Source organism: Kitasatospora sp. NPDC058046 (assembly GCF_042885595.1).
GTDB lineage: Bacteria > Actinomycetota > Actinomycetes > Streptomycetales > Streptomycetaceae > Kitasatospora.
In genome coordinates this window covers 16,819-42,534 of the sequence record NZ_JBHVRS010000003.1, presented here as the reverse complement: position 1 = coordinate 42,534, position 25,716 = coordinate 16,819, and the positions used below count along the sequence as shown (strand labels likewise).

Sequence of the window (25,716 nt, the reverse complement as noted above, 5' to 3'; positions counted from 1 at the left end):
CGAGTGTTCACGGATCTCCTGCCCAGACTCCAGCAGGCGGCGGCCTCCCTCGCCGGCGGTCCGGTCGGCGCCGGGGACGTCGTCCACGAGGCGTACCTGCGGATCGCCCGCCGGCCGGAGCGCTTCCTCGGTCATCCGCAGCCGTACGCCTACGCGTTCACCACGATGGTGAACATCCTGCGCGACCAGTGGCGCCGGGAGCGCCGGCGGGTGTCGATGCCCGAGGTGCCGGAGGTGGGCGACGCCGTCGAGCGGGACCGGGGGGAGTTCGACCCCCGGTCCGGCGGGATGGCCGAGTTGCAGGCGCGCTGGGAGGTGGTCCGCCTGCTGGGCTTCCTGACCGTCAAGCAGGCCCGCGCGGTGGCGCTGGTGGACCTCGACGGCTACAGCGTCGACGAGGCCGCCGAGCTGCTCGGGCTGCACCGCAGCACGCTGGCCGTCACCCGGCGCCGCGCCCACGGCCGACTGCGCGCCGTCCTCCAGCGGGAACGCGAACGCGAGCGGGAGGCGGGGGGCGAACGGGAGCAGGAGCGGGGGTGCGAACAGGAGCGCGAGCGGGAGCACGAGCGGAGCTGAGGGTGTGGCGGTGCGCGGGGCGGCGGGCGTACGAGCGCCGCCCCGACGCACCGAGCTGACGGCAAGTCAACTGATGCGCCGCCCCGGCCCGTACCCTGCGAATCGTGATCATCCACCAGCACGGCCGCCTGCGCGCACTGGCCGAGGACGGCCGCTGGCCCGAGCTGCTCGCCGCCTACCGGCAGGGCCGCGCGGCCGCCGTGGCGGAGGCGGGCGAGGAGGCCGCGGCCGTGCTGACCGCGCCGCTCGGCCACCTGATCGCCTACGCGGCGCCGCCCGAGCTGGCCGTCCGCCTGTTCGACCGGGACGGCGGCGCGGGGACGGCCGCCGGAGTGGCCGACCACGACGCCGGCCCGCTTTGGGAGGTGCTGGCGACCCGGCACTCCTGGCTGCGGCTGGCCCCGCTGCTCGGTCCGGTCCCGGTGCGACGACTGGTCGCGCACACCCGGGCGCTGCTCGGCGAGGACCTCTCGTACGGGGCCGAGTCCGACCCGGAGGGCGTGCCGCTGCGCCTGGAGCCGTGGGAGGCGGCGGGCTGGGACGAGGCGGCCCGGGTACGCGAGTACCTGCCCGGCGGGGGCGCGCGCAGTGCGCTGCTGACCCTGCCGGCCAGCCGGGAGGGCCTGGGCGAGGTGGAGCTGCCGCCGGTGGCGCGGTCGGCCGGACGGCCGGACGGGCCGCCGGTCACCCGGGCCCTGGAGGGGCTGGGCGCGCTCGCGCCGTGGGCGGAGACGGCCTGCGTGCGCGGTCAGGCCCCGGCGGCGGCCGCCCTGCTGGCCCGCGACCGGCGGGTGGTCGGCGGGTACCTGCCGTTCGCGCTCGTCTACCCGGCGCTGGTGCGGTCCGCCGCCCTGGAGCGGGCGCAGGGCTGCGCGCACGGGAGGCTGGGGGTGTGGCGGGCACTGGCCGCGATGGCCGGGGCGGACGGCCTGGACGGTTCGGACGGTCCGGATGGGGCGGGCGCTGCGGGCGGGGTGGACCGGGGCGAGGTGAACGCGCTGGTGGACCGGATGCGCTGTTTCACCTGGCAGGAGCCGTCGGCCGGGCTGCACCATCTGCACGTCGTGCTGGAGGACCCGGCCGGCGGGGTGTCCTGGGTGGTCAGCGGCTCGCAGGACCTGTGACGAGCAGGCCGGGGACCTGTCCGGGCCCGACCGGGAACGTCGGCCGGACGGGAAAACGAGGACCCCCGGTCCGGCGCCGTTTCCGGGGGTTGGTGGGGGCGCCGGACCGGGGGAGTGCGGGGGTCGCTTCCGGGGTCAGACCCCGGCGGTGGCCGCGCCCTGGGTGGCGGTGCCCCGGGTGGGGACAGCCTCGGGGGCGGTCTCGGGAGCGGCCTCGGGGGCGTCGGCCGTGGAGCCGTCCGACGCGGCGGCGGGACCGGAGGCCGCACCGTGGGAGTCGACCAGTGTCAGCTCGTCGAACGGCAGCTCACCGGCCAGCACCCGCCGGGCGCGCTCGGCGTCGATCTCGCCGGTCCAGTGCCCGATCAGCACGGTCGCGACGGCGTTGCCCGCGAAGTTGGTGAGCGCGCGGGCCTCCGACATGAAGCGGTCGATGCCGACGATCAGGCCGACCCCGTCCACCAGCGCGGGCTTGTGCGACTGGAGCCCGCCCGCGAGGGTGGCCAGGCCGGCGCCGGTGACCCCGGCCGCGCCCTTGCTCGCGATCACCATGAAGACCAGCAGCGAGAGCTGTTCGCCGAGCGACATCGGCTTGTCCATCGCCTCGGAGATGAAGATCGACGACATGGTCAGGTAGATGGCGGTGCCGTCGAGGTTGAAGCTGTAGCCGGTCGGCACGGTGATGCCGACGACCGGGCGGCTGACGCCCAGGTGCTCCATCTTGGCGATCAGGCGGGGCAGCGCGCTCTCGGAGGAGGAGGTGGAGAGGATCAGCAGGAACTCGCGGCCGAGGTACTTCAGCAGCGCGAACACGTTGACCCCGGCGACCAGGCGCAGCAGCGTGCCCAGCACCACGACGACGAAGAGCACGCAGGTGACGTAGAAGCCGATCATGATGACGGCCAGGCTCTTCAGCGCGGCGGTGCCGGTGGCGCCGACCACGGCGGCCATCGCACCGAAGGCGCCGACCGGCGCGACCCACATGATCATCGACATGACCCGGAAGACCAGCCGCTGCACGTGCTCGATCCCGCGCAGCACCGGCGCGCCGGCCGGGCCCATCGCCTGGAGGGCGAAGCCGGTGAGCAGGGCGACCAGCAGGGTCTGGAGCACCTTGCCCTGGGTCAGGGCGGAGAACAGCGTCTCGGGGATCATCCCGAGCAGGAAGTCGGCGGTCGACTGGGCGCCGCCGGCGGCCGCCTGGGCGTGGCCGGACTTGGCGAGCGCGGCGGTCAGGTGCAGGCCGCCGCCGGGCTCCAGCAGGTTGCCGACGACCATGCCGATGGCCAGCGCGACGGTCGACATGGCGAGGAAGTAGCCGAGGGCGAGGCCGCCGACCTTGCCGACCTTCGCGGCCTTGGTCACCGAGCCGATGCCCAGGACGATGGTGCAGAAGATCACGGGGCTGATCATCATCTTGATCAGGTTGACGAAGCCCGTGCCGATCGGCTTCAGCTCCACGGCGAAACCGGGGGCGGCCAGGCCGACCACCACACCCGCGACCACCGCGGCGATCACGGCGATGTAGAGGTAGTGGGTCCGGTCCTTGCGTCTGGGTCCCGCCGCCGCGGCGGCTCCAGTGATCGACATCTGCGGCTCCCTTGCCGTGCAGTCCTGGTGGCCCCGGGGGGATGGGCCGCTCTGACTATGGGCTCCGAGGTGACGGAGGTCACGTTTGCGTTCATAGAGTTCATGAACGGCACGGGCGGCCCGGATGTCCGACCCGGCTGTCCGGCCCGGAGGCCTGGCCCGCGAACGGTGCGGGCCGGACGGCCCTCGGGGGCGCCCGGGGGCGTGGTGCACACTGGCAGGCATGTCCGAGCGCACCGCCCCCACCGCCCCGCGCCGCCGTTCGCACCGGCCGACGGGCCGCGGTCCCCGGCGGCTGGTCCGCAGCCTGGCCGGACAGCTGTTCGTCGTCCAGGTGGTGATCGTCGCCGCCGTGGTCGCCGGTGGCGCGGTGCTCGCGTACCTCTTCACCGCCGACCGCGCCGAGGACGCCGCCCGTCGCCAGGTCACCGCGGTCGCGCACGCCGTCGCCGACTCGCCGTCCGTCCGGGCCGCCGTCGGCGCCCCCGACCCGACCGCGGCGCTCCAGCCGTACGTCGAGCAGGTGCGGGCCGACACCGGGGTCTCCTTCATCACCGTCATGGACACCGACGGCGTGCGCTGGACCCACCCGCTGCCCGAGCAGATCGGCCGGACCTACCTGGGGCACATCGACTGGGCGCTCGCCGGGCAGACCCGCAGCGAGACGTACACCGGCACGCTCGGCCCGTCCGTGCGGGTGGTCGCCCCGGTGTGGGACGAGCGGCACCGGGTGGTCGCGCTGGTCAGCGCGGGCCTCACGGTGGAGTCGATCTCCGCGCAGCTGAGCGGTCCGCTGCTCGCCCTGGTGGGGGTGGCGGTCGCCGCGCTCGCGGTCGGCGGCGTCGGCACCTACCTCGCCAACTCCCGGCTGCGGCGGCACACCCACGGGATGGGGCCGGACCAGCTGAGCCACCTCTACGAGTACCACCAGGCGACCCTGCACGCGGTGCGCGAGGGACTGGTCCTGCTGGACCGCTCGCACCGGGTGGTGCTCTGCAACGACGCCGCCCGTGAACTGCTCGGTCTGACCGGCGACCTGGACGGTCGACCGGTGGTGGAACTGGGCCTGCCGGAGGCGCTGGTGGCGGCCGTGCTGGGGGAGGAGCCCGTCCGGGACGAGGTGCACCTGACCGCCGAGCGCGTCGTGGTGCTGAACACCTCCACCATCGGCACCGGCCCCGGCCTCGGTCGGGTGGTGACCCTCCGGGACCACACCGAACTCCAGGCGCTCAGCGGGGAGTTGGACTCGGTGCGGTGCTTCACCGAGGCGCTCGGCGCGCAGGCTCACGAAGCCGCCAACCGGTTGCACGCGGTGGTCTCGCTGATCGAACTCGGCCGCCACGAACAGGCGGTGGAGTTCGCCACCGCCGAACTCGAACTCGCCCAACAGCTCACCGACCGGGTGGTCGCGGCGGTGGGCGAGCCGGTGCTGGCCGCGCTGCTGCTCGGCAAGGCCGCCCAAGCCGCCGAACGGGGCGTGGAGTTGACGCTCACCGAGGACAGCAGGATCGACGACGGGGTGCTGCCGCCTGACCTCTCCGCACGGGACCTGATCACCGTCCTCGGCAACCTGATCGACAACGCCGTGGACGCCGCCATCGCCGGCGCGGCCGAGAGCCCCGTCCCGCCGGAGGTCACCGTCACGGCGCGGATCGCCGGCGGTCGGGACTGCGGCGGTCGGGACTGCACCGGCGGCGACGGCGAAGGTCGCGACGGCGGCGACGGCGGCGATGGCGGGGATGGCGGTGACGGCGCCGGGGTGCCCGGCGACTGCCTGCTGCTGCGGGTCGCCGACACCGGCGCGGGGATCGACCCGGGCGCGGTCGAGGACGTCTTCCGGCGAGGCTGGAGCACCAAGCAGGACGGGCACGGGCACGGGCTCGGGCTGGCGCTGGTCGCCCAGACCGCCCGGCGCAACGGCGGCACCGTCGAGGTCGGACGGGAGCGCGGCGCGGTGCTCACGGTGCGGCTGCCGCTGGCCGGACGGCCGGGCGGGCCGGGAGGGCCCGGTGGCGAGCCGGGGGAGCCCGCCGACCGGCCCGGTGGGTCGAGCGGTCGGGAGCGGGAAGGGGCCCTGGCGTGAACGGCACCGCCCACACAGCCGCCGCCGGGGCGGGGATCTCCGTCCTGGTGGTCGAGGACGACCCGGTGGCCGCCGCCGCGCACACCCTCTACGTCCGGCGGGAGCCCGGCTTCCACGCCGCCGGGACGGTCCACAGCTGCGCCGACGCGCTGCGCTTCCTGGACCGGGCCCGCGCCGCCGGGACGCCCGTCGACCTCACCCTGCTCGACCTCTACCTGCCGGACGGCCACGGGCTCCAGCTCTGCCGTACGCTGCGCGCGGCCGGCCACAGCACCGATGTCATCGCGGTGACCTCGGCCCGTGACCTCGCGATGGTCCGGCAGGCGGTCTCCGCGGGCGTCGTGCAGTACCTGCTGAAGCCGTTCAGCGCGGCCGCCCTGCACGACCGGCTGGAGCGCTACGCCCGCTACCGCGACAGCCTCGGGCGCAGCGGGGAGGCGACCGGGCAGGAGGAGGTCGACCAGGCGTTCGCCCTGCTCCGTACGCCGGAGCGCAGCACCCTGCCCAAGGGGCTGAGCGCGCCCACCCTGGACACCGTCGCCTCGGTCCTGCGCGAGGCGGCCACCGGGTTGTCGGCGGCGGCCGCGGGCGCGGCGGCCGGGGTCTCCCGGATCACCGCGCGGCGCTACCTGGAGCACCTGGTGGAGACCGGGTGCGCGGTGCGGGAGCCGCAGTACGGGAGCGTCGGGCGGCCGGAGCTCTGCTACCGGTGGCGGCACCGGGCCTGAGGGGCCGGCCTAAGGCACCGGGCCTGAGGGGGCCTGAGGAGCCGGGTCTGAGACACCGGGCCTGCGGGGCGGGGCCCGACCGTCGGGTTCGGCCGGTGCGGGCCGGGCCGTGACCTTTCCGCGCGGCGCTCGTTGGAGGAACCGGGGGAGGTTCACTCACTCGGGTGGTTCTGGGACCCCGAGGGCATTCAGCCAGGTCAAGGGCAGTAAAGTTAGGCTTACCTAACTTCCCCTGGGGGTTTCTCGTGTCGCTCGCTGCCGTACCCGTCCAGGCCGCCTCCGGAGCCCCGGCCGCCGGTGAAGCCATCCTGCGCCGTCAGCGCGTCCGCGAGTCCGCAGCCAGAACCTACGCCCGCTCCTTCCCGATCGTCCCGGTCCGCGCCCACGGCATGACCGTCGAGGGCGCCGACGGGCGGCGCTACCTGGACTGCCTCTCCGGCGCCGGCACGCTCGCCCTCGGCCACAACCACCCGGTGGTGCTGGAGGCGATCCGCCGCACCCTCGACAGCGGCGCCCCGCTGCACCTGCTCGACCTCGCCACCGCCGAGAAGGACGACTTCACCAGCGCGCTCTTCGAGAGCCTGCCCGCGGAGTTCGCCGCCCGCGCCCGGGTGCACTTCTGCGGACCGGCCGGGACGGACGCCGTCGAGGCCGCGCTCAAGCTGATGCAGACCGCCACCGGCCGCTCCGGCGCGCTCGCCTTCACCGGCGCCTACCACGGCATGACCGCCGGCGCCCTCGCGCTCACCGGCAACGTCGCGGTCAAGGAGCCGCTGCCGAGCGGCGGCGAGGTCGCCCGGCTGCCCTACCCGTACGGCTACCGCTGCCCGTTCGGGGTCGGCGGCGAGGCGGGCGCGGACCTCGCCGCGACCTACGTGGAGCGGCTGCTGGACGACCCCTCGGGCGGTGTGGTCGCGCCCGCCGCGATGATCCTGGAAGCCGTCCAGGGCGAGGGCGGGGTCGTCCCCGCGCCCGACGGCTGGCTGCGCGCGATGCGCCGGATCACCGCCGAGCGCGGCATCCCGCTGATCGTCGACGAGGTGCAGACCGGAGTCGGCCGCACCGGCGCGATGTGGGCGATCGAGCACAGCGGCATCGTCCCGGACGCGATGGTCCTCTCCAAGGCCATCGGCGGCAGCCTGCCGCTCGCCGTCGTCGTCTACCGCGAGGACTACGACGGCTGGCGGCCCGGCGCCCACACCGGCACCTTCCGCGGCAACACCCTCGCCATGGCCGCCGGGGCCGCGACGCTGCGCCACGTCGCGGCGAACGGGCTGGTCGAGCGGGCCGCCGTCGTCGGCGAGCGGATGGCGGCCCGGCTGCGCGAACTCACGGCCGAACTGCCGGTGATCGGCGACGTGCGCGGCCGGGGGCTGATGCTCGGGGTCGAACTGGTCGACCCGGCGGCCGAGCCCGACGCGTGCGGCGCCCGGCCGGCCGACCCGGCGCTCGCGGTGCGGGTCCGGGAGGCGTGCCTGGCGCGGGGGCTGATCGTCGAGCTCGGCGGGCGCCACGACGCGGTGCTGCGACTGCTCCCGCCGCTCACCATCACCGACGAGCAGGTGGCGGCGGTGCTGGAGCGGCTGGCGGAGGCGATCGCGGCGGCGTCCACGGGCGGGCCGACGGGTGGTTCGGCGAGTGGTTCGGCGGGCGCGCCGACGGTGCGGGGCAACCGGTGAGCGGGCCCGGATCCGGCCCCGTCGGGCTCCCCCGGGACGGCGCCGCCACCGACGCCCTGGCGGGCGGCGCGGCCGGTCCTGGCGCGCTCGGACCGCTGCTGGCCACCGTCCTCGACTCCCTGGAGACGGGCGCCGCCATGCGCTCCGGACCGGTGCCGGCGGGCAGCCCGGCCGAGATCGCCGCACTCGTCGACGAGGCCCTGGCCACCGACGACGGACCAGGCGCGCTCGCCCGGCTCACCCAACTGCTCGCCTACGGCGCCGCCGACCCCGCGGACCCGGCCTGCGCCGCGCACCTGCACTGCCCGCCGCTGGCCGTCGCCGCCGCGGCGGACCTCGCGGTCAGCGCCCTCAACCCCTCCCAGGACTCCTGGGACCAGGCCCCCGCCGCCACCGCCCTGGAGAGCACGCTGCTCGCCGAGATCGCCGGGCTCGTCGGCTACGACCCGCAGCGCGCCGCCGGCGTCCTCACCTCCGGCGGCACCGAGTCCAACCTCATGGGGCTCATGCTGGCGCGCGACCAGAAGCTCGACGGCATCGTGGAGCTCGACGGCATCCCGGCCGGCGTCCGGCCCTGCATCCTCGCCTCCGAGGCCGCGCACTTCTCCGTCCAGCGCGCCGCCGCCCTGCTCGGCCTCGGCGAGCGGGCCGTCATCCCCGTCGCGGTCGACCGCGGGCTGCGGATGCGGGAGGACGAACTGGAACGGGCGATGGCCGAGGCCAGCTGGGCCGGACGGACCCCGATCGCCGTGGTCGCCACCGCGGGCACCACCGACACCGGAGCCGTCGACCCGCTCTCCGCCGCCGCCGACCTCGCCGGACGCTACGGCGCCTGGCTGCACGTGGACGCCGCGTACGGCGGCGGGGCGCTGCTCTCCGACCGGCTCGCCCCGCTGCTCGACGGCATCGCCCGCGCCGACTCGGTCTCCCTCGACTGGCACAAGCTCGGCTGGCAGCCGGCCGCGGCCGGGGTCTTCCTGGTGCGCCGCGCCGAGACCTACGTCTCGCTCGCCCGCCGCGCCGAGTACCTCAACCCGGTCGACGACGAGCAGGCCGGCTACCCCAGCCTGCTCGGCCGCTCGCTGCGCACCACCCGCCGGGCCGACGCCTTCAAGCTCGCCGTCACCCTGCGCACCCTCGGCCGGGACGGACTCGGCCGGCTGGTCGACTCCTGCCACGACCTGGCGCTTGCCGCAGCCGACGCCGTGCGCGCGGACCCGGCGCTCGAGCTCTACGCCGAGCCGGTGCTGACCGCCGTCCTCTTCCGCTACCGGCCCCCCGGTGTGACGGACGAGGCCGCGCTGGACGAGGTGAACGGCCGGCTGCGGCGCCTGCTGCTGCGCACGGGCCGGGCGGTGGTCGGCCGCACCGAACTCCCGGGCGACGGTCCGGGCCGGGTCCGGTTGAAGCTCACGCTGCTGAACCCCCACACCACGGTGGGGGAGGTCGGCGCGCTGGTGCGGGAGGTGGTGGGCGCCGGCCGCAAGGTCGCGGGCGAGCGGGCCGGGTAGGGCCGACGGGGGTTTCGTGGGGGCTCCGGGCGGGCCCGGCGTCAGCCGGCGAGGAGGATCGACCGGGTGAGCTCCCAGGTCTCGGGGTCGGCGGCGACCAGGAGGCCGTCCTCGCAGCCGGGGGCCTCCGGGCGGTACGGGGTGCCGTCCGGGCGGGCGGAGACGCCGCCGGCCTCGGTGACCAGGAGGGAGCCCGGGGCGTGGTCCCAGGGGAGGGTGCGCCAGTAGAGGAGGAAGTCGAAGCGGCCGTCGACGACGTCCGGGTACTCGATCCCGGCGGCGTGCCGACCGGGGGAGATCTCGCCGAAGGCCGCGATGTTGTCCTGGAGCCGGCGGCGGTGCGCGGCGTCGAGGTAGCGGCTCTTCACCGAGCCGCGCAGCTTCGCGACGTCCTTCGGTGCCGGGGGTCGGGTCAGGCGCACGCCGTCGCGCCAGGCGCCGGAGCCCAGCTCGGCGCAGTAGGCGGTGGCGGTGGCGGGCTGCCAGATCCAGGAGGCGACGGTCCGGCCGGAGCGGACCAGGGAGCACATCACGGCGTACTCGGGTCTGCCGGCGACGAAGTTGGCGGTGCCGTCCACCGGGTCGACCAGCCAGGCCGCCGGCTCGTCGTGGAGGGCCAGGGCGAGCGACGGGTCGGCGGAGACCGCCTCCTCGCCGACCACGGGGACGGGCAGCAGCTCGTGCAGTCGACGGGCGATGATCGCCTCGGCCTCGCGGTCGGCGACCGTGACGATCTCGCCGGGGGCCTTCTCCATCACCTCACCGGCGGCCAGCGCCCGGAAGCGCGGCTCCACCACCTCGGCCGACGCCTCGGCGAGTATCTCCGCCACCTTGTCCATCAGCACGTTCGCGCTCCCTTCGCTGCCTACCACTCTCCCACGAGCGGAGGAAGGGGGCGGCGGCGGTCCGGGGCGGTGGAACGGCTGACGGCCTACGGTTGATGGCTGACAGATAACAGATAACAGATAACAGCTGACAGATTTCGAAATCTGTCGGCTGTTCGCCCCCGGCCGTCGACGGCCACTTCGGCGCGTCCACGCCCGCGGCCTTCGGGCCACTTCGACCGGCGGGACCGGTGAGCCGACCGGTGGAGTTGGGCATGGTCATCGGGTGCGGTGATGCGTTGTAAGGTGAGCCTCACCTTAATCGATCATGCGGAATCGATCTCGGGAGTGCCCATGGTTCCCGGAACACCCCTGCCCGTAGCACCCTGCGCGTCCTCCGCGCTGGTCGCCGACTACCGGCGGCTGCGGGGGCTCTGCCCGGTGCTGGAGCTGCGCCTGCTCGACGCCGCCGAGCCCGCCCCGGGCGCCGCCGACGGCTGGCACTCCGGAGCCGAACTCGCCACTGACGAACGGGCGCTGGCCGCCGTCCTGGCGGGTGCGGAGGCCCGCATCGCCGACGAGCACGGCCGCGCCCCGCGACCGCACGTCACCGCCTCCCGGCTGCTCCACCACTACGTCTGGTCGGCCTGCCTGCTGATCGCCGGCCCCTGGCACCTCGCCCGCCGGGTCCCGATCGTCGACCCGGCCGACCTCTGGCTGCACGCCCCCACCGGCGCGCTCGCCCTGCGCCCGCGCGGGTACGTCACCCTCCCCGGCGACGACGAACTGCGCGCCGAGCTGCGGGCCGCCGTGGTCGCGCACCTCGGACCGGTGCTCGCCGCGTTCGCCGGTCCCACCCGGCGCCGCGACCGGGCGCTCTGGGGCATGGTGACGGACGATCTGGCCTCCGCCCTCTGGTACCTGGGGCGGATGCTCGGCGAGGAGGGTGCCGTCGCCGCCGCAGGGGAGGGCGCCGCCGTCGCGGTCGCCGAGGAGGACGCCGCCGTCGCCGCCGCCGAGGCCGTCCTGCCCGGCGGCACCCTGCCGCTCCCCGGCGGCGCCGACTTCCGCCGCCTGCACACCCCCGACGGGCGCGCCCACCACACCCGCACCCGGCTCGCCTGCTGCCTCTACTACGCGGTCGGGCCCGCGGCCACCGCCTGTCTGACCTGCCCGCGGACCTCCGACGAGGAGCGACTGCAGCGGCTCTGACGGTCCGTCCACAGCCGGGCCGCACAGCCTGGTTCGCTGTCAGTGGCATCGGCTATGGTCGCCGACATGATCGATTCCACCACGCGGGTCCGGATCGCCCGCCCCTCGCGCGACATCGCGGCGGCCGAGCGCTTCTACGTCGACGCCCTCGGCCTCGCCGTGCAGTGGCGCAGCACCGAGCGGGTGTCCGGCGAGCACGACCTGCTGATGGTCGGCCCGCCCGGCGGCAGTTGGCACTTCGAGCTGACGCACGACCCGGAGCGGCCGCTGGAGCCCACCCCGACGGTGGACGACCTGTTCGTCGTCTACCTCGGCGCCCCGGTGGACGAGGCACTGGTCGCCCGGCTGGAGGAGGCCGGCGGCACCCGGGTCGCGTCCCACAACCCGTACTGGGACGAGCACGGCGTGACGATAGCCGACCCGGACGGCTACCGGCTGGTGCTCTGCTCCCGCACCTGGGGGGCCTGAGCCCCCGGCTCCCGGGGCGCCCGGCCGGCCGTACCCGTTCCGATCCCCTCGCGCTCCGCGGGGCCGGGCGCACGTCCTCCGGCCCCGCCGGGCAGCACCGCCACGCCCCGGTCCAGGTCCACGCCGAAGTGCGGCGGCGCCCCGGCCTGTTCGTCGTCCCGGAGCACGAGCTGCTCCCGCTTCTGCTCGACCTGCACCTGCTTGCCCGGGCTGAACAGCGCGTGCAGCTCCTCCAGCCCGCCGGCACCTGCTCCCACCCCGGGCCCGCGCCGCCGCGGCCGCGACGAGGACTCGTCCTGGACCTGCCACACCGCCAGCAGCACCAGCCCCAGCACCGCCGCGACCGTCGCCGCCACACCCACGATCCACCCCATGCCCGCTCAACGCGCGCACGGGGCAACGGCGTTCCCCCGGGCGCACACGTGGGCGCGCCGCGGATTCGACGCGGGTTCGACGCGGCCGCACTGTGGCGCAAAGCGCACGGGCGGGCGGCGGGTCCACCGGATACGCTGCCGGACGAATCGGAAGGAGCACCCTCACCATGCTCGTGCGCGGAACCCTCGTGGACATCCCGACGGCGGACGGCACCGCCGACGCCTACCTCGCCCACCCCGACGACGGCCGGGCCCACCCGGGCGTCATCCTCTTCACGGACGCCTTCGGCCTCCGGCCGCACGTGGAGGGCATGGCCGACCGGCTGGCCGCGGCCGGGTACGCCGTACTCGCCCCCAACCTCTTCTACCGCGCCGGCCGCGCGCCGGTCTTCGACCTGCCGGAGCGCATCGACCTGGAGCAGGCCGACGAACTCTTCGGCCGGATCTTCCCGCTGATCGAAACGCTCACCCCGGACGCGAACTCCCGCGACGCGGACGCGTACCTGCGCTGGCTCGCCGAGTCCCCGCTGGTCCAGGACGGCCCGGTCGGCCTGACCGGCTACTGCTTCGGGGCCATGCTGGCGCTGCGCGCCGCCGCCAGCCACCCGGACCGGATCGCCGTCGCGGCCGGGTTCCACGGCGGCAGGCTCGCCACCGACAGCCCGGACAGCCCGCACCTGGGCGCCGACCGGATCACCGCGGAGCTGTACTTCGGCCACGCGGACGAGGACCCGTCGCTGCCGCCCGAGCAGATCGACCGGCTCGCCGCGGCCCTCACCGCCGCCGGTGTCCGGTACCGGGCGGAGGTCTACGCCGGCGCCCCGCACGGCTACACCCAGGCCGACACCAACCGCTACGACGCGGTGGCGGCCGAGCGGCACTGGGAGGCGCTGCTCGGGCTGCTGAAGCGGGCCCTGCCTGCCTGAGGGGCCGTCGGAGAACTGTCCGGGGCCGGTCTGATGATTGCCTGAGACCGGTACCGGACAGGTCTGAGGACTGCCCGAGGCCGCTCGCAGGCCGGTCGGAACCAGGCCCGGGGGAACGGGGCCGAACGAGGGATCCAGGGGGACGACACATGAACACCAGTCAGGGCACGCGGGGAAAGCCCGCCGGGCCGGGTCTGCGGAGCGTCCAGGAGGCCGTCGCCCGGGCGCTCGGCGAGCACCTGCCCGGCGGCGTGCGCACCGGCGAACTGGACCGGGACGGACGGGCGTTGCGCTGGGTGGAGGCCGGCCGGGGCGGCGCCGTGCCGGTGGTCCTGATCGCGGGCGCCGGGACGTCGGCGCTCACCTGGTCGGCCGTCCTGCCCGAACTCGCCCGGTACGGGAGGGTCGTGGCGTACGACCGGGCCGGGCTGGGAGCCAGCGAGCCCGAGCGGTCCACCGCCCTGACGCTGAACGGCCAGCTCGCCGACCTGGCCGCCCTCGTGCGGCACCTGGACGCGGGCCCGGCCCTCCTGGTCGGGCACAGCTGGGGCGGCCAGCTGGCCCAACTCCTCGCCTGGCAGCGGCCGGAGCTGGTGGCCGGGCAGGTGCTCGTGGACCCGGCGCACGAGGAGTTCCAGCCGCGGTCCATCCAGGTCGCCGAGGCCGTGCTGAACCGGCTCTGGCTGTACCGGCTCTGGCTGTACCGGACGGCGCTGTCGCCGACCTCGCCCGAACCGGAGGAGCCGCTCGCCCGGGCCGAGGCGGCCGTGATCGCGCACCGGCACCAGCGGTGTGCCCTCCTCGCCGAACTGGGGCTGACCGCCGCCGCCGTCCCCGAGATCCGTCGTCGCCGGGCCGGGGCTCCGCCGACCGAGGCGCCGCTGGCCGTCCTGAGCGCGACCCGGGGGCTGCCCAGGGCGATGCGCGTCCGCTGGACCGCCCTGCAGGCGGGTGTCGCGAGGAGCGCCGTCCGGGGGACGCACGGCACGGTGCTCGGCGCCGGTCACGCCATCCAGGCCGACCGGCCCCAGGCGGTCGTCTCGGCTGTCCGGGAAGTCGCGGACCATGCTCGATATTTCCTCAAGGACTGACAACTCGCGCCCAATTCCTTTTCGGACCTGCACGACTGAGTCCACGACACCCTCTGGCACACTGTGTGCCGACGACCCGCGGGGGTGGGGTCATGACACGGGGGAGCAGGGGTATGAGCGGCGCGGGCACCGTGCTCGGCGGGCGGTACGAGCTGGTCGAGAAGATCGGCGGCGGCGCCATGGGCTCGGTCTGGAAGGCCGAGGACACCGTGCTGGCGCGCAGGGTCGCGGTCAAGATCCTGCGCTCGGAGCTGCTGGAGGACGACACCTCCGCCCAGCGCTTCCGCCGCGAGGCCCAGCTGGTCGCCGCGGTCGACCACCCCGGTGTGGTGGGCGTCCACGACTACGGCGAGAGCGGCGGGGACGGCGAGGAGCGCTGCGCCTACATCGTCATGGAGCTGATCGACGGCCGTCCGCTGGACCGGGTGCTCAAGGACACCGGACCGATGGGCGTCGAGCGCACCCTCGACCTGGTGGCCGGAGCCCTGGACGCGCTGCACGCCGCGCACCAGCGGGAGATCGTCCACCGGGACATCAAGCCGTCCAACCTGATGGTGCGTTCGGACGGCCGGGTGGCCATCACCGACTTCGGCATCGCCCGGGCGCTCGCCAGCACCAAGCTCACCGCCCCGTTCGCGATCATCGGCACCGCGCTCTACATGTCCCCGGAGCAGGCCGAGGGCGTGAACCTCGGACCGGCCACCGACCTGTACTCGATCGGCGTGGTCTGCTACGAACTGCTGGTCGGCGAGCCGCCGTACTCCGGTGACGGGCCGCTCCAGATCGCGCTCAAGCACGTCAACCAGCCGGTGCCGGAACTGCCGGACACCTTTCCGGCGCCGGTACGGGCACTGGTCGCCCGGGCGCTCGCCAAGAAGCCCGAGGAGCGGTACGCGGACGCGGCGGAGATGGCGAGGGCGGTCCGGGCGGCGCTCGCGGGGGAGGGCTTCGCCGGCGGCGGGCAGACGCCGGGGAAGGCCGGCGCGGCCGACAGCGGGACCCTACCGCTCCGGCCCGGTGCGGGCCCGGCGGCCGAGGGCGGTGCGGTCCCGGGTGGTGCGGGCCCGGCCGCCGAGGGCGGTGCCGCGGAGCCCGCGAAGGACGGTGCGGCCGGGCCGGCCCAGGGTGGCGCGGCCGTGGCGCTGGTCAAGGGCGGGGCGGTGGTGGTGCCCGCCGCGGGTGGCGCCCCGGCACCGGACGAGGTGGCGAAGGTGGAGCCGCAGGCGCAGACCGAACCCGGTCGGCGGCGGTCCCGGCGCACCCTGCTGGTGCCCGTCGTCATCCCCGTGGTCATCTCGATGGGCACGGCGACCGTCCTGCTGGTCGACCGCGGGGCCGGCGGCACCGACGCGGCCCAGTCGCCCGGCGCCCAGCCGACCGTGGTGGTCACCGCCCCCGTGACCCCGGGCACCGCCACCTCGGCGCCCGCGACCACCACCGCGCCGACCACCCCGGCGCCGACCGACACCCCGGCGGCCACCCCGGGCCCCGACCAGCCGGCTCCCGGCGCCGCCCAGAACCAGCCGCAGGTCCCGGTCCCGCCGGTGTCGGCCACCGGTGGTCAGGGCGGCAGCGGCGGTTCGGGCGCCTCTGCCGGTTCGGGTGGCGCCCGGACCGGTGGTACGGGCGCGGCCGCCGGCGGGGCGTCGTCGGCCGGTCAGGGGAGCCAGCCCGGCGGCGGCAACCCGCCCAACCCGCCCGCCAACCAGAACCCTCAGCCTCCGGCCCAGAGCGCCAACGGCGGGACCACCAGCGTCCCGCAGAGCCCGCCCCGGCCCGCGTCCTGCGGCGGCACCAGCTGGAGCACCATCGTCAGCGCGAAGGACGGCCGCGCGATCGGGATGCGCGACGACAACCTGAACGGCGACAACCCGATCGTCGTCGGCGGTCACGCGCAGTACGGCTGGGTGCGCTCGACCAACCCCGGCATGTGGATCCTGTTCAACGCCTGCAACAACGGCGGCCCGCAGCTGGTCCAGACGATGGACGGGAAGGTCGTGCTGAGCAACGGCCTCAGCTTCCTCACCAACTGGACGATGCGCACCGGCAGTTCGGCCGGCTCGTACACGCTGGGCGACTACCAGAACCAGTCCTGCATGACCAACAACGGCCCCGGCAGCGCCGTCACCATGGTCTCCTGCACCCCCGGCAACGCCGCCCAGGAGTGGCGGCTGCAGTAGGGGCCCGCCCGAGGCATGAGAACTCGCGGCGCGGGGTGCGCGAGCGGCCTGTGAGGCTGCCGGTGACCACCACCACCGCCCCGTGAAGGAGGAGCCGTGGGCTCCAGCGCAGCCGTGCCGTCGCTTCCCTCTGCTGCCGTCCCCCGACTCGCGCGCAGGGAGGTGGTCCTGCGGTCCGGGCGGTGACGGTGACGGTCGGCTGACTAGCAGACGACCTCCCGGTGTTCAAGGGGGTCGAGGTGGCGGGACCTCGCCACCGGCGTGTCAAGGAACCGTATGGAGTCTTCTACACACATGTAAAAGTCGATCGACGGCCGGCCGGGCCCGCTCGTCGGGTCGGCGTGCGGCGGGCGGCGGGTGGATTCCCGTAGGTGCAGGCGACCGGGCGTCGTTCGGGACGGAGCCCTTGGCGGGATGTGGTGAATTGCCCGGGTTCGTCTGCTGATTGGAGGCTCTTTACCCGATGGCGGGACCTGGCCAATTGCTGAGCAAGACCTGTCAATTCACCTGCTGGATTGTCATGCTTCTGGTCATCCCCCAGCGGTAGCCCCACCCCCACCCATCGGTGGCGAACCGCTCGACTGCACGGGGTTCCCGCACGTCAGTGCCCGTCCCGCCCCACAGGTGCCGACCCGGCCCCCCGGGACGCGGTGCGACCGCGCCCAGACGCGGATTCCCGGAAGGACTCGTACGTGAAGCGTAAGCTCGCGGCCGTCGCCGTACTCTCGGCCACGGCCCTGTTGACCGGTGTGATCCAGGTGAGCACCGCCGCCCAGGCCGCTCCCACCCCCTCGCTGCAGGCCCAGGCCGCCCAGCAGCACGCGACCGCGCTCAAGCTGGCGGCCGGTCAGGCCGGCCCGCTGGCCAAGGCGCTCAAGCTCGGCGACAAGGAGCAGCTGGTCGCCAAGGACGCCGCGGTGGACAAGGACGGCACCCGCCACCTGCGCTTCGAGCGCACCTACGCCGGCCTGCCGGTGATCGGTGGCGACCTGGTCGTCCATCAGAAGGCCGACGGCTCGGTGAAGTCGGTCGACAAGGCGGTCGCCGCCCGGATCGCGCTGCCGAACACGACCCCGAAGATCGCCGCCGACCAGGCCGCCACGCAGGTCACCGCCGGGGTCAAGGCCACCATCGGGGCGCGCGCCGACGCCGACGAGTCGCCGCTCACCGAGGTCCACCAGGCCGGCAAGGCCGAGCTGGTGGTCTGGGCCACCGACGGCAACCCGCGCCTGGCGTACCGCACCACGGTCGAGGGCCAGCGCGCCGACGGCACCCCGAGCCGCCAGATCCTGGTCACCGACGCGGCCGACGGCCGGGTCCTCGCCACCCACGAGACGATCGAGACCGCGGCCGGCACCGGCAACGGCATCTTCGTCGGCCAGGTCCCGTTGGCCACCACCCAGAGCGGCTCGAACTACCAGCTGAAGGACGCCGGTCGCGGCGGCCAGTCCACCAGCGACCTCAACAACGGCACCGACGGCACCGGCTCGCTGTTCGCCAACACCAGCAACAGCTTCGGCGACGGCACCGTCAACAACCGCGAATCCGCCGCCGTGGACGCCCAGTTCGGTGCCGCCACCACCTGGGACTTCTACAAGAGCACCTTCGGCCGCAACGGCATCCGCAACGACGGCGTCGGCGCCCTGAGCCGGGTGCACTACGGCTCCAACTACGTCAACGCCTTCTGGGACGACAGCTGCTTCTGCATGTCGTACGGCGACGGCAGCAACAACACCGCACCGCTCACCGAGATCGACGTGGCCGGCCACGAGATGAGCCACGGCGTGACCGCGGCCACCGCGAACCTCAACTACGCGGGCGAGTCCGGCGGCCTCAACGAGGCCACCTCGGACATCATGGGCACGATGGTCGAGTGGTACGCCAACCTGCCCTCCAACCCGCCGAACTACTGGATCGGCGAGCTGATCAACCTCAACGGCAACGGCACGCCGCTGCGGTACATGGACCAGCCGAGCAAGGACGGCGGCTCGGCGGACTACTGGGACGCGAACGTCGGCAACCTGGACGTGCACTACTCGTCCGGGGTGGCGAACCACTTCTTCTACCTGCTGTCCGAGGGCAGCGGCGCGAAGACCATCAACGGGTTCAGCTACAACAGCCCGACGTACGACAACTCCACGCTCGCGGGCATCGGCCGGGACAAGGCCGCGCAGATCTGGTACCGCGCGCTGACCACGTACTTCACCTCCACCACCGACTACGCGGGCGCCCGTGCGGGCACCCTCAGCGCGGCGGCGGACCTGTACGGGGCGGGCAGCGCGGAGTACAACGCGGTCGCCGCCACCTGGACGGCCGTCAACGTCAACTGACCAGGCTCCGGGGAGACTTCGGGCATGAGTCCAGCCCGGAGCTGAACCGGGCCCGGGCCTGAACCCATCAGGCCCGGGCCCGGGGAGGTGTGGAGGGCCCCGCCGGGCCGTGGGTGCCGGCCGGCGGGGGAGTACGGCGGGGGCGACGGTGAGCGGACCACCGTCGCCCCCGCTGTGTGACGCCTGACGATACGTCAATTTTCCTTTCCGTGCAGCTTCCGTGGCGATTCGTGGCGCACGCGAGGGTGGACAGCAGGGCGCGGGGCCCTGGTAGCACCTCCGGCGGGCCCCCGTACACCCAGAAAACTCGACCATCGCGGCGGTAGTGGACAACCCCCGGGAACGGCAGTGCACTTGGTTCCGGGGCGAACCTCCGGATCCGTAGCGTCCTCAGCATGACGCTACTGACACGAACCCCGCCGAGCGCCGTCCGACGGCGCGGCCTGCTGGTCTACCTGGTGCTCGCCTACGCCGGGATGTGGGCGGCGATGACCCCGCTGCTCGCCGAGGGCTACCAGCGCACCGACGCCCGGGAGGGGGTCGGCGCGCTGGAGCAGATCTGCATCGCGGCCGCCATGCTGGCCCCGGCGCTGGCGGCGCTGCTGGTGGTCCGCCTCGTCGAGCGGGGCGGCAGGGTACGGGAGGCGCTGGCACTGCGCTGGCCGCGGCCCCGGGCCCGCGCGGTCCGGGCCTGCCTGCTGCCGCTCGGGGTGCTCGGCGGGCTGACGGCCGCGACGCTGGCACTCGGCGCGCTGGCGGGCAGCTACCCGTTCGCCGGCTTCGGCTCGCTGGACGCGGGGCGGATCGGATCGTGGGCGGTCCAGGGCCTGATCGGGATGGTGCTCTCGCTGCCGCTGTTCTTCGGCGAGGAGATCGGCTGGCAGGGCTTCCTCTTCCCCCGGTTGCTGCTGCTCGGCCGGCGAGAGGGCGGGGGTGAGGGCGCCGGTGGCAGGGTGGTGCTGGTCCGGGCGTACCTGCTCGCGGGGACGGCCTTCGCGCTCTGGCACCTGCCGACGCTGCTGATGGGCGGCCAGTACCCGGGGCGGCCGTGGTACCTGGCGGTGCCCGCGCTGACGGTCAGCTGTGTGCTCGTCCTGCCGGTCTTCACCTGGCTGAGGCTGCGCTCGGGGTCGGTGGTCCCGGCGGTGCTGGCGCACGCCTTCACGAGCAGCATGAGCGTGTCGATGGTCCGGGAGTTCGCGGACCCGGACGCCGAGCTGGACCCGCTCACGATGTCGCTGGCGGGCTGGCCCGGCTGGGTCGTCCTCGGCGGGTTCGTGGCCTTCCTCGCCTTCACCGGGCGACTGCGGCCGGGCCGGTACGGGCAGGGGTGACGCGCGCCGTGGCGGGCGGCGGATGACGGGTGACGGATGTCAGATGACAGATTTCATCATCTGTTATCTGAAATCTGTTAGCTGTCGTCTGTCGCCTGTCGTCTGTTCGCGGTCACCCGTCGTCCGTCACCCGCCCGCCGGTGCCATGTCCTTGCGGATCTCGTCCAGGATCAGCCCGGCCCCGGTGTAGCCGATGCCGAGCATCCACAGGTTGTCGTCCACCCGGAACACCCGCCCGTTGCGTACGGCGTCCAGGTTCTTCCAGAGCGCCCCCTCGGTGATCTTCCCCTGGTCGGACTTGGCCGCGTCCCCGTACACCGCGTAGAAGATGACGTCGGCCGCGGCCTGGTCCACCTGTTCGGGGCTGATCTCCATCGAGAAACCGGGCTTGTCCTGGTTGGCGGGCCGCCCGAGCCCCAGATCCTTGAACAGCGAGCCGACGAAGGTGTCGTTCAGGTAGAGCCTGGTCGGCGCACCCGCCAGGAAGCGGGCCATCTCGACCCGGGTGGCCGCCGCCCTGGCCGGTCCGCCGAGCGCGGTGACCAGGTCCCGCAGCTTCGTCCGGTACGCCGCGTCCGCCGCGTCGGCCTCGGCCTGCCGGCCCAGCGCCTCGGCGTGCAGCCGGACGTTCTCCTTCCAGGTCGGTCCGGTGGTCTTGGAGAGCACCGTCGGCGCGATCTTCGACAGTTCGTCGTACCGCTTGTCGTCGCGGACCTGGTTGCTCAGGATGAGGTCCGGCCGCAGTGCCGCGATCGTCTCCAGGCTGGGCTGGCCGATGGCCCCGACGGGCTTCGTCCCGGACAGCCGCTCGGCGGGCAGGTAGGCGGGGAACGGGGCGCCCGCGGTGACGGTGGTGGCGCCGACCGGGCTGAGGCCGAGGGTGACCACCGAGTCCAGCGCGTCGGTGTCCAGGGCCACCACCCGGCTCGCCCGGGCCGGCACGGTGCTCTCGCCGCGCGCGTGCCGGACCGTCCGGGTGCCGCCGGAGCCGGCCGAACCACCACCGGACGAACCGGAGTCGGACGAACCGGAGCCCGACGAACCACCACCGGACGAACCGCCGCCCGGCGCCGGGGAGTCGGACCCGCACGCGGCGAGCACGAGCCCCGGGGCGAGCCCGGCGGCGAGGCCGAGAGCGGCGCGGCGGTTGAGCGGTCGGGCCATCGGCGGCACCTCCAACGTACGGGCAGGGCGCGGGAATCCCTGCCCGCGCGGCGGCCCGGTTACGCCTCGGAACCGTTCTCCCGTCGCTGGCGCAGGAGTTCGAGGTACTCGACGTGCACCCGCCGGTCCATGGCGAGGGCGAACTGGGCGTCCGCGACCGTGCGCGCCAGCGGCCGAACCCGCAGGATGCGCTCGGTGAGCCGGGCCGCCTCGCCGGGCGGCAGCGGGGTGTCAGCGGCCAGCGCGCTGAGCAGGTGCTCGCCGACCACCTCGATGAAGATCTCGGCGATGGCGTCCACGTGCTCCCGGGTGCGCCGACTGGCGTCCAGCACCGCCGAGAGCGGCACCCCCTCCGCCACCAGCTCGGTGGTGGCGTCCATCAGCCGGCGGCTGACGTGGGTGATGCCGTCCTCCTCGACGGTGATGTAGCCCTGGGCGATCGACTCGGCGGTGTTCTCCTCGGTCAGCTGGTCGCCGAAGGCGGTCTTGAGCTCGTCCCAGTCCAGGCGCACCGGAGTCTCGTCGGACCACGGTGCGACGATCGCCGCCTCCAGCCCGATCAGCTCGGCGACGTCCCGCCCGCTCTCGCCGGCGCCGATCAGCTCGGCGATGCCGCCCAGGGTGTGGCCGCGTTCGAGCAGTTCGCCGATCATCCGCAGCCGGGCCAGGTGCTCCTCGCCGTACCAGGCGATGCGGCCCTCCTTGCGGGGCGGCTGAAGCAGTTTGCGCTCGCGGTAGAAGCGCAGGGTGCGGGTGGTGATGCCGGCGGCCTCGGCCAGTTCCTCCACCCGGTACTCGCGTTTTCTGTCGCCCGCAGCAGCTCTGACCTTGTCCACGGCGATCAGCATAGGTCCGTCGGCTCGGAAGGTTCCCCGAACCGGAGCGGTCGCGCTTCTTCCATCCGGTGTCAGCAAGGGCTACCCTGCCAACCATGCCAGTGATTACTGGCGCGATTGGCGGGGTTCCGGAGGCGGGCCCCGGGAGGATCCGGAGACGGGCCCCAGGAGGTTCCGGGGCACGCTCGCCGGGAGAGCGCGACGATCACCGTCCCACCCTCAGGAGGTTGCCGCATGGCATCCAGCAGCAAGCGCCCCCGCTCCGGCGCGTCCGCAGCGACCGACACCACCGCGGCGCAGGAGTCCGTCCCGCACGTCCGGGTGGCGGTGATCGGCTCCGGCTTCGGCGGACTCGGCGCCGCGGTCCGACTGCGCCGTGCGGGGATCACCGACTTCGTGGTCCTGGAGCGGGCGGACTCGGTCGGCGGCACCTGGCGCGACAACAGCTACCCCGGCTGCGCCTGCGACGTGCCCTCGCACCTCTACTCCTTCTCCTTCGCGCCCAACCCCGACTGGCCGCGCAGCTTCTCCGGCCAGCCGGACATCCGCGCCTACCTGGAGAAGGTCGCCACGGTCTTCGGCCTCCGCCCCCACCTGCGCTTCAACACCGAGGTGCTGGAAGCCCGTTGGGAGAGCGAGCAGACCCGCTGGCGGATCACCACCTCGGCCGGCCAGTGGACGGCCGACGCCATCGTCTCCGCCGCCGGACCGCTCGCCGACCCGCAGATCCCCGACCTGCCCGGGCTGGGCGACTTCCCCGGCAAGGTGTTCCACTCCTCCCGCTGGGACCACGACTTCGACCTGACCGGCAAGCGCGTCGCGATGGTCGGCACCGGCGCCTCCGCCGCGCAGATCATCCCGTCGATTCAGCCCAGGGTCGGCAGGCTGACGGTCTTCCAGCGCACCCCGGCCTGGGTGCTGCCGCGCCGCGACCGCGAGATCAGCCAGCTGGAGAAGTGGCTGCACGGCCGCCTGCCGGTCACCGCGAAGATCCGCCGCGGCACCCTGTTCGCCCTCCGCGAGCTCCAGGTGGACGCGTTCGTGCGCCGCCCCGGACTGCTGCGCCTGGTCCAGCAACTCGCCGAACGCCACATCGCCCAGGGCGTCCCCGACCCGGCGCTGCGGGCCAGGCTCACCCCGGACTACCGGATCGGCTGCAAGCGCATCCTGCTCAGCAACACCTACTACCCGGCGCTCGCCGCGGCCAACACCGAGGTCGTCTCCTCCGGCCTGCGCGAACTGCGCGGCTCCACGCTGGTCGCGGCCGACGGCAGCGAGCACGAGGTGGACGCCATCGTCTTCGGCACCGGCTTCCACGTCACCGACATGCCCATCGGCGCCCGGGTGTTCGGTGCCAACGGGACCAGCCTGGCGGAGGAGTGGAAGGACGGCATGGAGGCGCTGCGGGGCTCGACCGTGCACGGCTTCCCGAACCTCTTCTTCGTCATCGGGCCCAACACCGGCCTCGGCAACAGCTCGATGATCCTGATGATCGAGTCCCAACTGAACTACATGATCGACGCGTTGACCACGCTCGACTCGATCGGCGCCGCCGCGATGCAGCCCACCGCGCGCGCCCAGCGGCAGTGGAACCTCGAACTCCAACACCGGATGGACCGCACCGTCTGGACCACCGGCGGCTGCCTCAGCTGGTACCTCGACCCGAGCGGCAGGAACACCGTGCTCTGGCCCGGCTCCACCACCTCGTTCCGCCGGGCCACCCGCAGGGTCGACCTGGGCGAGTACGAGCTGATCATGCGCGCCGCACCGGCGGCCGCCCGCACCGTCCAGGAGGTCTCCGCGTGAACGGCGTCCGGCTGCCCGAGGAGTACGAACCTCCCGTTCCCGTGGAGGAGTTGAGCGTACGGTCGGCGGACGGCATCCGGCTGCACGTCGAGGTGCACGGCCGGCTCGACGCGCCCACCGTGGTGCTCGCCCACGGCTGGACCTGTTCGACCGCCTTCTGGGCCCCGGTGATCCGCCTGCTGGCCGACCGCTACCGGGTGGTGGCCTACGACCAGCGCGGCCACGGGCACAGCGAGATCCCGCCGAGCCGGGCCCGCTACTCGACCAGGGCGCTGGCCGAGGACCTGTCCGCCGTGCTCGCGCGGACCGTGCCGGCGGGCGAGCGGGCCGTGCTTGCCGGGCACAGTATGGGCGGGATGACGATCATGGCCGCCGGTGGCCGCCCCGAGGTCGCCGAGCGCACCGCCGCGGCCGTCCTGATCTCCACCGGGCCGGGCGACCTGGTGGCCGAACTCACCGTCCTGCCACCGGCCGTACGCGCCCGGGGCCTGCGACGCTTCCTGCACCGGCAGCTGCTGCGCTCCCGGATGCCGCTCGGACCGGTCTCGCCGGTCAGCCGGGCGGCGCTCAAGTACGCGACCATGGGCGCCGGTTCGCCCGCCGGCCAGGTCGAGGCGACGGCCCGAATCGTGCACGCCTGCCCGACCGCCGTCCGCGCCAACTGGGCCGCGGTGCTGGACCGGCTGGACGTCCACGCCGGGCTCGCCCGGATCGCCGCGCCCACGGCGGTGGTGGTCGGCACCGACGACCGGCTGACCCCGCCGGTGCACGCGCACCGGATGGTCGCCGAACTCCAGGACGCGCAGGGGCTGTTGCTGCTGCCCGGGGTCGGGCACATGTCGTCGCTGGAGCGCCCGGCGGAGGTCGCCGCGGAGATCCACCGGATGGCCTCCGGGTACCTGACTGCCGCGCCCGTCACCGCTACCGCGCCCGCCGGCGCCGTTCCCGCTTCCGCTTCCACCGACGAGAGGACCGCCGTCGCATGAACGCCATCCCGCCGTTGTCCGAGCAGGTCGTCGTCGTCACCGGGGCCGCGCGCGGCGTCGGCGCGTCGCTGGCCCGCAAGCTCGCCCGGCGCGGGGCCAAGGTGGCCCTGCTGGGGCTGGAGCCGGAGGAGCTGAAGGCCGTCGCCGCGCAGTGCGGCCCGTCCGCGACCAGCTGGGAGGTGGACGTCACCGACCTCGACGCGCTGGAGGACACCGCCCGGCGGATCAAGGAGCACTACGGGCGGGTCGACACCGTCGTCGCCAATGCCGGGATCGCCCTCGGCGGGCCGCTGGCCGACAGCGACCACCGGGCCTTCAGCCGGGTCATCGAGGTCAACCTGCTCGGCAGCGTGGCCACCGCCCGGGCCTTCCTGCCGGCCCTCGCCGAGAGCCGCGGGTACCTGCTCCAGATCGCCTCGCTCGCCGCGCTGACCCCCGCACCGCTGATGAGCGCGTACTGCGCCAGCAAGTCCGGGGTGGAGGCCTTCGCCCACTCGATCCGCGCCGAGGTGGCCTACCAGGGGGTCAAGGTCGGTGTCGGGTACCTGAGTTGGACCGACACGGACATGGTGCGCGGGGCCGACGAGGACGCCGTGCTGAAGCAGATGCGCTCCCGGCTGCCGTGGCCGGCGAACAAGACGTATCCGCTGGAGCCCGCGGTGGACCGGATCGTCGCCGGGATCGCCCGCCGATCCGCCCACGTCTACGCCCAGGCCTGGCTGCGCGGGATGCAGCCGGTCCGCTGGCTGCTGCCGAGCCTGATCGCGGTGGTCGGCTCCCGGGACGTGGCCCGGCTCGCCCCCCAGCTCGCCGCCACCGCCGCCACTCGCCTGCGCGCCGTCGGCGCCGGGGGCGCGGCGGACGACCGACGGCGGACAGTCGACAGCTGACAGA

At 74.3% G+C, this 25,716-nt stretch carries 21 protein-coding genes; 16 read left to right on the top strand and 5 right to left on the bottom strand.

The window, feature by feature from the left end:
* The first annotated feature begins 3 nt into the window (after positions 1-3).
* Positions 4-576, top strand: coding sequence for an RNA polymerase sigma factor (locus ACFVU7_RS07995; protein ID WP_375873394.1), 573 nt, complete (start codon positions 4-6; stop codon positions 574-576).
* 104 nt (positions 577-680) lie between these two features.
* A complete protein-coding gene (locus ACFVU7_RS07990) occupies positions 681-1,700 on the top strand; it encodes a hypothetical protein (protein WP_388044658.1) in 1,020 nt (339 codons plus the stop codon).
* Between the two features lie 135 nt (positions 1,701-1,835).
* On the opposite strand, the gene ACFVU7_RS07985 is transcribed toward ACFVU7_RS07990, so the two are convergent.
* Complete coding sequence (locus ACFVU7_RS07985) at positions 1,836-3,290, bottom strand: cation:dicarboxylate symporter family transporter (protein ID WP_117491066.1); 1,455 nt, start codon at positions 3,288-3,290, stop codon at positions 1,836-1,838.
* A gap of 223 nt (positions 3,291-3,513) precedes the next feature.
* On the opposite strand from ACFVU7_RS07985, the gene ACFVU7_RS07980 reads away from it, so the two are divergent.
* From ACFVU7_RS07980 to ACFVU7_RS07965, 4 genes are all read left to right on the top strand, one after another.
* Positions 3,514-5,373 carry an ATP-binding protein gene (locus tag ACFVU7_RS07980; protein WP_388044657.1) on the top strand — a complete coding sequence of 620 codons (1,860 nt, stop codon included), beginning with the start codon at positions 3,514-3,516 and terminating at the stop codon, positions 5,371-5,373.
* Entirely contained in the window at positions 5,370-6,101 is a 732-nt protein-coding gene (locus ACFVU7_RS07975; protein ID WP_117491070.1) for a response regulator, read from the top strand. Before ACFVU7_RS07980 ends, ACFVU7_RS07975 begins: the two co-directional genes overlap by 4 nt.
* 245 nt (positions 6,102-6,346) lie before the next feature.
* Positions 6,347-7,780 (top strand): diaminobutyrate--2-oxoglutarate transaminase, encoded by a 1,434-nt coding sequence (locus tag ACFVU7_RS07970; protein ID WP_388044656.1) that lies wholly within the window; start codon positions 6,347-6,349, stop codon positions 7,778-7,780.
* Positions 7,777-9,291: a pyridoxal-dependent decarboxylase gene (locus tag ACFVU7_RS07965; protein ID WP_234348391.1), complete on the top strand. Its 1,515-nt coding sequence runs from the start codon at positions 7,777-7,779 to the stop codon at positions 9,289-9,291. The genes ACFVU7_RS07970 and ACFVU7_RS07965 overlap by 4 nt, the downstream gene beginning before the upstream one ends.
* Positions 9,292-9,332: 41 nt before the next feature.
* Here the strand turns inward: ACFVU7_RS07965 and ACFVU7_RS07960 are convergent, their stop codons facing one another.
* The gene (locus tag ACFVU7_RS07960; protein WP_049651877.1) at positions 9,333-10,130 is read right to left on the bottom strand and encodes an inositol monophosphatase family protein; all 798 of its coding nucleotides are present in this window, start codon (positions 10,128-10,130) and stop codon (positions 9,333-9,335) included.
* Between the two features lie 339 nt (positions 10,131-10,469).
* On the opposite strand from ACFVU7_RS07960, the gene ACFVU7_RS07955 reads away from it, so the two are divergent.
* Positions 10,470-11,327 carry a (2Fe-2S)-binding protein gene (locus ACFVU7_RS07955; RefSeq protein ID WP_388044655.1) on the top strand — a complete coding sequence of 286 codons (858 nt, stop codon included), beginning with the start codon at positions 10,470-10,472 and terminating at the stop codon, positions 11,325-11,327.
* A 66-nt stretch (positions 11,328-11,393) separates the two neighbouring features.
* On the top strand, positions 11,394-11,795 hold the full coding sequence (locus tag ACFVU7_RS07950; RefSeq protein ID WP_074004433.1) for a VOC family protein: 402 nt from the start codon (positions 11,394-11,396) through the stop codon (positions 11,793-11,795).
* Here the strand turns inward: ACFVU7_RS07950 and ACFVU7_RS07945 are convergent.
* Positions 11,756-12,169 carry a DUF6191 domain-containing protein gene (locus ACFVU7_RS07945; protein ID WP_388044654.1) on the bottom strand — a complete coding sequence of 138 codons (414 nt, stop codon included), beginning with the start codon at positions 12,167-12,169 and terminating at the stop codon, positions 11,756-11,758. The genes ACFVU7_RS07950 and ACFVU7_RS07945 overlap by 40 nt on opposite strands.
* A gap of 167 nt (positions 12,170-12,336) precedes the next feature.
* On the opposite strand from ACFVU7_RS07945, the gene ACFVU7_RS07940 reads away from it, so the two are divergent.
* The 5 genes from ACFVU7_RS07940 to ACFVU7_RS07920 all read left to right on the top strand — a co-directional run bounded on the left by ACFVU7_RS07940 (position 12,337) and on the right by ACFVU7_RS07920 (position 20,030).
* On the top strand, positions 12,337-13,095 hold the full coding sequence (locus ACFVU7_RS07940) for a dienelactone hydrolase family protein (RefSeq protein ID WP_074004258.1): 759 nt from the start codon (positions 12,337-12,339) through the stop codon (positions 13,093-13,095).
* Positions 13,096-13,244: 149 nt separating this feature from the next.
* Positions 13,245-14,186 carry an alpha/beta fold hydrolase gene (locus ACFVU7_RS07935; protein ID WP_388044653.1) on the top strand — a complete coding sequence of 314 codons (942 nt, stop codon included), beginning with the start codon at positions 13,245-13,247 and terminating at the stop codon, positions 14,184-14,186.
* Positions 14,187-14,299: 113 nt separating this feature from the next.
* Entirely contained in the window at positions 14,300-16,366 is a 2,067-nt protein-coding gene (locus ACFVU7_RS07930; protein WP_388044652.1) for a serine/threonine-protein kinase, read from the top strand.
* A gap of 692 nt (positions 16,367-17,058) precedes the next feature.
* Positions 17,059-18,696, top strand: coding sequence for a M4 family metallopeptidase (locus ACFVU7_RS07925; protein ID WP_388044651.1), 1,638 nt, complete (start codon positions 17,059-17,061; stop codon positions 18,694-18,696).
* A gap of 395 nt (positions 18,697-19,091) precedes the next feature.
* Positions 19,092-20,030, top strand: a complete 939-nt coding sequence (locus tag ACFVU7_RS07920; RefSeq protein WP_388044650.1) for a CPBP family intramembrane glutamic endopeptidase — start codon at positions 19,092-19,094, stop codon at positions 20,028-20,030.
* A gap of 126 nt (positions 20,031-20,156) precedes the next feature.
* On the opposite strand, the gene ACFVU7_RS07915 is transcribed toward ACFVU7_RS07920, so the two are convergent.
* Positions 20,157-21,194, bottom strand: coding sequence for an ABC transporter substrate-binding protein (locus ACFVU7_RS07915; RefSeq protein ID WP_388044649.1), 1,038 nt, complete (start codon positions 21,192-21,194; stop codon positions 20,157-20,159).
* A gap of 59 nt (positions 21,195-21,253) precedes the next feature.
* Complete coding sequence (locus tag ACFVU7_RS07910) at positions 21,254-22,042, bottom strand: MerR family transcriptional regulator (RefSeq protein ID WP_049650639.1); 789 nt, start codon at positions 22,040-22,042, stop codon at positions 21,254-21,256.
* A 222-nt stretch (positions 22,043-22,264) separates the two neighbouring features.
* Here ACFVU7_RS07910 and ACFVU7_RS07905 point away from each other — a divergent pair, with 222 nt between their 5' ends.
* Genes ACFVU7_RS07905 through ACFVU7_RS07895 form a run of 3 tightly spaced genes read left to right on the top strand, consistent with a single transcriptional unit; the run spans position 22,265 to position 25,712 of the window.
* Positions 22,265-23,836 carry a flavin-containing monooxygenase gene (locus ACFVU7_RS07905; protein ID WP_388044648.1) on the top strand — a complete coding sequence of 524 codons (1,572 nt, stop codon included), beginning with the start codon at positions 22,265-22,267 and terminating at the stop codon, positions 23,834-23,836.
* Positions 23,833-24,822: an alpha/beta fold hydrolase gene (locus ACFVU7_RS07900; RefSeq protein WP_388044647.1), complete on the top strand. Its 990-nt coding sequence runs from the start codon at positions 23,833-23,835 to the stop codon at positions 24,820-24,822. Before ACFVU7_RS07905 ends, ACFVU7_RS07900 begins: the two co-directional genes overlap by 4 nt.
* Complete coding sequence (locus tag ACFVU7_RS07895; protein WP_074004265.1) at positions 24,819-25,712, top strand: SDR family oxidoreductase; 894 nt, start codon at positions 24,819-24,821, stop codon at positions 25,710-25,712. Before ACFVU7_RS07900 ends, ACFVU7_RS07895 begins: the two co-directional genes overlap by 4 nt.
* Positions 25,713-25,716: the final 4 nt, after the last annotated feature.

Excerpts from the sequence above, each read along its gene's own strand:
- ACFVU7_RS07930 (WP_388044652.1), top strand. The coding sequence starts at position 14,300 with ATGAGCGGCGCGGGCACCGTGCTCGGCGGGCGGTACGAGCTGGTCGAG.
- ACFVU7_RS07895 (WP_074004265.1), top strand. The coding sequence starts at position 24,819 with ATGAACGCCATCCCGCCGTTGTCCGAGCAGGTCGTCGTCGTCACCGGG.
- ACFVU7_RS07915 (WP_388044649.1), bottom strand. The coding sequence starts at position 21,194 with ATGGCCCGACCGCTCAACCGCCGCGCCGCTCTCGGCCTCGCCGCCGGG.
- ACFVU7_RS07920 (WP_388044650.1), top strand. The coding sequence starts at position 19,092 with ATGACGCTACTGACACGAACCCCGCCGAGCGCCGTCCGACGGCGCGGC.
- ACFVU7_RS07905 (WP_388044648.1), top strand. The coding sequence starts at position 22,265 with ATGGCATCCAGCAGCAAGCGCCCCCGCTCCGGCGCGTCCGCAGCGACC.
- ACFVU7_RS07985 (WP_117491066.1), bottom strand. The coding sequence starts at position 3,290 with ATGTCGATCACTGGAGCCGCCGCGGCGGCGGGACCCAGACGCAAGGAC.
- ACFVU7_RS07935 (WP_388044653.1), top strand. The coding sequence starts at position 13,245 with ATGAACACCAGTCAGGGCACGCGGGGAAAGCCCGCCGGGCCGGGTCTG.
- ACFVU7_RS07940 (WP_074004258.1), top strand. The coding sequence starts at position 12,337 with ATGCTCGTGCGCGGAACCCTCGTGGACATCCCGACGGCGGACGGCACC.
- ACFVU7_RS07945 (WP_388044654.1), bottom strand. The coding sequence starts at position 12,169 with ATGGGGTGGATCGTGGGTGTGGCGGCGACGGTCGCGGCGGTGCTGGGG.
- ACFVU7_RS07980 (WP_388044657.1), top strand. The coding sequence starts at position 3,514 with ATGTCCGAGCGCACCGCCCCCACCGCCCCGCGCCGCCGTTCGCACCGG.
- ACFVU7_RS07910 (WP_049650639.1), bottom strand. The coding sequence starts at position 22,042 with ATGCTGATCGCCGTGGACAAGGTCAGAGCTGCTGCGGGCGACAGAAAA.
- ACFVU7_RS07950 (WP_074004433.1), top strand. The coding sequence starts at position 11,394 with ATGATCGATTCCACCACGCGGGTCCGGATCGCCCGCCCCTCGCGCGAC.
- ACFVU7_RS07955 (WP_388044655.1), top strand. The coding sequence starts at position 10,470 with ATGGTTCCCGGAACACCCCTGCCCGTAGCACCCTGCGCGTCCTCCGCG.
- ACFVU7_RS07960 (WP_049651877.1), bottom strand. The coding sequence starts at position 10,130 with ATGGACAAGGTGGCGGAGATACTCGCCGAGGCGTCGGCCGAGGTGGTG.